1 protein-coding gene and 1 pseudogene are annotated in these 382 nt (G+C 55.2%); both read left to right on the forward strand.

Features of this window, described 5'->3' with window-relative positions:
* Positions 1 to 246 (forward strand): annotated as a pseudogene (locus tag ACIPLA_RS28315) (NADH-quinone oxidoreductase subunit B); the annotation flags it as partial.
* 72 nt (positions 247 to 318) lie between these two features.
* Positions 319 to 382: hypothetical protein (locus ACIPLA_RS28320; RefSeq protein ID WP_401177786.1), on the forward strand; the 64-nt coding region annotated here is incomplete at its 3' end.

Genomic DNA, 382 nt, shown 5'->3' on the forward strand with positions numbered 1-382 from the left:
TCCGTCGTTCTAGGGGTGGACAAGTTCCTGCCCGTGGACGTCTACGTGCCTGGCTGCCCGCCCCGCCCTGAAGCTTTTCTGCAAGGCTTGATGCTGTTGCAGGAGTCGATTGGCCAGGAGCGTCGTCCACTTTCCTGGGTCGTTGGTGATCAAGGCGTCTATCGCGCCGAGATGCCTTCCGAAAAGGAAAAGCGCCGCGAACAGCGTATTCAGGTAACCAACCTGCGCAGCCCCGACGAAGTCTGATCCAGATCTGTTCTTACAAAGAAACGAGAAACTGGCTTCATTCTTTACGTTGACCGAAAGCGATAAATAACCATGACTACAGGCAGTGCTCTGTACATCCCGCCTTACAAGGCAGACGACCAGGATGTGGTCGTCG

It is taken from the genome of Pseudomonas sp. NPDC086112 (genome assembly GCF_044746425.1).
Lineage (GTDB): Bacteria > Pseudomonadota > Gammaproteobacteria > Pseudomonadales > Pseudomonadaceae > Aquipseudomonas.